Raw genomic sequence first — 2,805 nt, 5'->3', positions numbered from 1 at the left:
CGTCGTTCAGCCCGCGCGGCAGCGCCGCCACGAAGGCCGGGCAGAAGCCGTCCAGCCATGCGTCGTCGTCGGCCAGCACATGGGCCACCACGGGCAGGCGCACGGTGTACAGTTCGCGCCTGGTGCGCTGGACCGGGGGCTCGGCTTTCACCTCGCGCCGCCGGTCCAGCACGCGCCCGGTGCGGGCGAATGTTTCCGTCAGGTACTGCACCTCCACGCGGGGTCGGGGCAGCGTGGCATTGTCCTTCGCGCTCTGGCCGGTCACCCGGTCGGCGGGCAGCCCGGCGGCTTCCGCCGCCTGCCGGATCACCTCGTGCGCCAGCGTTCTCATCTCTTTCCTCCGAACGCGGCGGCGATGTGGTTGGCCAGCAGGTCGCCCACTTCGGCCCTGTCCTCGGCGGAAATGCCGATGAACGGGCGGGCGGGCATGGTCACGGCATGGTTGCGCCCGGTCTGGCCGCCTTTCTGGTGGATGGCCGCGTATTCCACCGACGTGCCAACCAGAACCGCGTCGGTCGTGGTGGCGTAGCCGATGGAGTTGCGCAGCCGGGTGGTATCCACCAGCGTCACGCCGCCTTCCTGCTGCGCACGCGCGGAAGGATTCCACGGGTCGCCTTCCGGGCTTTCCCCGTCCCGGAACCGCTTGACCGTGGACGACACCAGGGTTTCGCCCACGGACCGGAGCAGCCCGCGCCGGTCGGCAAGGCTGCGCGCCGCGCCGCCCACCACCCGGTCCAGTCCGCCCCAGTTCAGGGTCACGCCGGTCTTGCCCATCAGAACCTCCTGAGATCGAACAGCGGGGGCCGGGTGACCACGGCCACGCTGGCTTCCTCGCGGTCGGGGTTCAGTTCCACCGCCGGGGGCGGCAGCTTCAGCCGCCCGTCCACAAGGTCGTTCAGCATGGTGGTCACGTGCTTCCACTGCCGTTGCAGCGGAATCCATTCGTTGTCCGTGCTGCCCTCGGTATCCACCAGCGAGGTGATGGCCTGCACGATGCGGTAGGCCGCGATCACCGAGGTGATGTAGCGCAGCAGGTCCGGCACCTTCGGCAGCGGGGTGGCGTAGCGCCACACCAGCATGCCCGTGACCTCTCTGGACACGGCGGCGATGGTGCGCTCCACGATGCCGGGGTTCTTCGCCTCGGCCACGGCCACGTAGTCGGCCAACAACAGGTCTGTGATGTGCTCGCGGGTGCAGTATTCCATGGCCGTTCCGGGTGTTTCAGACTGGTTTCAGACTGGTGTGAGGGTCTGGCGCGGGCCTGTGTTCGATCATCGTCTTTCCGGCGGGCGGGAAGCCCCGCACGCCTAGGCCACCACGATGGCCTTGCAGATGGTCTTGGGGTTCCTCGCAGGAAGGGGTTTGGACTGGGCGATGAGACGGAAGCCCGAATCGCCGGGCAGCGGCTCCGGCACCACGTAGAACGGCGTGGCCGCGTTGGCCGCGCTGATGGAGTCGATGGCGCAGTACCAGACCTTGCCGGGCGCGTCGGTGGCGTAGGCCACCAGCGCCTTGGGTTCCAGCTTGTTGGTCCACTGGCCGGTGATGGGATGGGGGTAGGCTTCATCCATGAGGGTGACGGGAAAGCCGCCGATGACCAGCTTGCCCTGCTCCTGGCCGATTTCCACGCGCAGGCCCTGCCCGCTGTCGGCGGTGCTGGTCCACGCCTGGCAGATGTCCAGCAGCACGGAAAAGGCATCGGACCCGGCATGGAACGCCACCTTGCCGCCGATGCCCGCCTGACGGATGGCCGTGCGCATGGCCAGCAGCAGGTTGTAGGCCGCGCTGGCCTTGGAATCGCCGGTCAGCATGGCCGCCGGGGCGTGGGTGAGCACCGGGCCGTAGTCGATGACGTAGTTCTCGTGCCCGCCGCCATCGATGCGCGAGGGCCAGTTCACCTTGCCGGTGTACAGCACCACGGATGCCATGGCCTCGGTGGTGTCGCGCACCAGGCGGCGCAGCGAATCCACCTTGCTGCTGCGCCACGTTTCCAGCGCGCCGGCGTTGCCGAGGATCAGCCTGAGGTCGTTCAGTTCCGCAGCCGTCACTTCGATGGACGGCTTGACGGGCTTGGGCGCGATGAGCTGCACGTCGTACCCTTCGCCGCCCACGGCCACGGGCTGGCCGCCGCGCCGCACCACGGGCACGGTGCCCACGATGCGGGTCAGTTCGCCCACGCCCACCACGGCAAAGGGATGGGTGGGCCGGTCGGGAAAGGCGGTGTCCAGCACCGTGGTGGCAAGGTCGGGCAGCTTGGTCAGCGTGGCCGCGATGGCCTGCGGGGTGAAGATGTTCTTGAGCGAAAGCAGCATGGGGGACTCCTAGACGGAATGGATGGTGGCCTGCGCGAGCAGGGCGGTTTCCGTGGCGGTCAGCGCCGCGCCGCCAGCCTTGGTCAGCACGGCGGCCCGCACGGTGCCGTGGGCCAGATAGACGCACGCGGGCAGGGTGGCCGTGTCGCACGGCAGGTCGCATACCCCGGTGGGGGTGGCCGCGCCGTCCCACGGCACCAGCTTGCCGTCGCCGTCGCGCATCAGCACCAGCCCGGCGGGGTAGATGCCGTTGTTCTGCTTCACCGCGCCGCTGCACAGCACCGGCGGGTGATCCATGGTGTGGGCGTGGTCGCCCTTGAAGGAAAAGGTGCCGAGCACGCCTTCGTTCAGGCTCATGGGGTGCCTCCTTGCGGCTAGATCTTGCGGGAAAGGTCGACGGGGGCGGCAGCGGGCGCGACAGCGGCAGCGGTCGGGGCCGAGAAGGCCGGGCCAGCCCCGGCGGGCGGCGCAACCGGTTGCAGATCGGAAGAGC

At 69.3% G+C, this 2,805-nt stretch carries 4 protein-coding genes and 1 pseudogene; all 5 read right to left on the bottom strand.

Annotated features, from left to right (window positions below):
* Nucleotides 1-331: pseudogene (locus tag FVW20_RS11870) on the bottom strand (hypothetical protein); the annotation flags it as partial.
* Nucleotides 328-774, bottom strand: a complete 447-nt coding sequence (locus FVW20_RS11865; RefSeq protein WP_196609780.1) for a phage virion morphogenesis protein — start codon at nucleotides 772-774, stop codon at nucleotides 328-330. The gene FVW20_RS11865 and the pseudogene FVW20_RS11870, both read right to left, overlap by 4 nt.
* Nucleotides 774-1,205 carry a DUF1320 domain-containing protein gene (locus tag FVW20_RS11860; protein WP_196609779.1) on the bottom strand — a complete coding sequence of 144 codons (432 nt, stop codon included), beginning with the start codon at nucleotides 1,203-1,205 and terminating at the stop codon, nucleotides 774-776. The genes FVW20_RS11865 and FVW20_RS11860 overlap by 1 nt, the downstream gene beginning before the upstream one ends.
* A 102-nt stretch (nucleotides 1,206-1,307) precedes the next feature.
* Nucleotides 1,308-2,312: a major capsid protein gene (locus FVW20_RS11855; RefSeq protein WP_196609778.1), complete on the bottom strand. Its 1,005-nt coding sequence runs from the start codon at nucleotides 2,310-2,312 to the stop codon at nucleotides 1,308-1,310.
* A gap of 9 nt (nucleotides 2,313-2,321) precedes the next feature.
* On the bottom strand, nucleotides 2,322-2,669 hold the full coding sequence (locus tag FVW20_RS11850; protein ID WP_035066319.1) for a hypothetical protein: 348 nt from the start codon (nucleotides 2,667-2,669) through the stop codon (nucleotides 2,322-2,324).
* Between the last annotated feature and the right edge of the window lie 136 nt (nucleotides 2,670-2,805).

The organism is Nitratidesulfovibrio oxamicus (assembly GCF_015731765.1).
Lineage (GTDB): Bacteria > Desulfobacterota > Desulfovibrionia > Desulfovibrionales > Desulfovibrionaceae > Cupidesulfovibrio > Cupidesulfovibrio oxamicus.
Note: the sequence above shows the minus strand (reverse complement) of the source record. Positions and strands in the feature narration are given on the sequence as shown.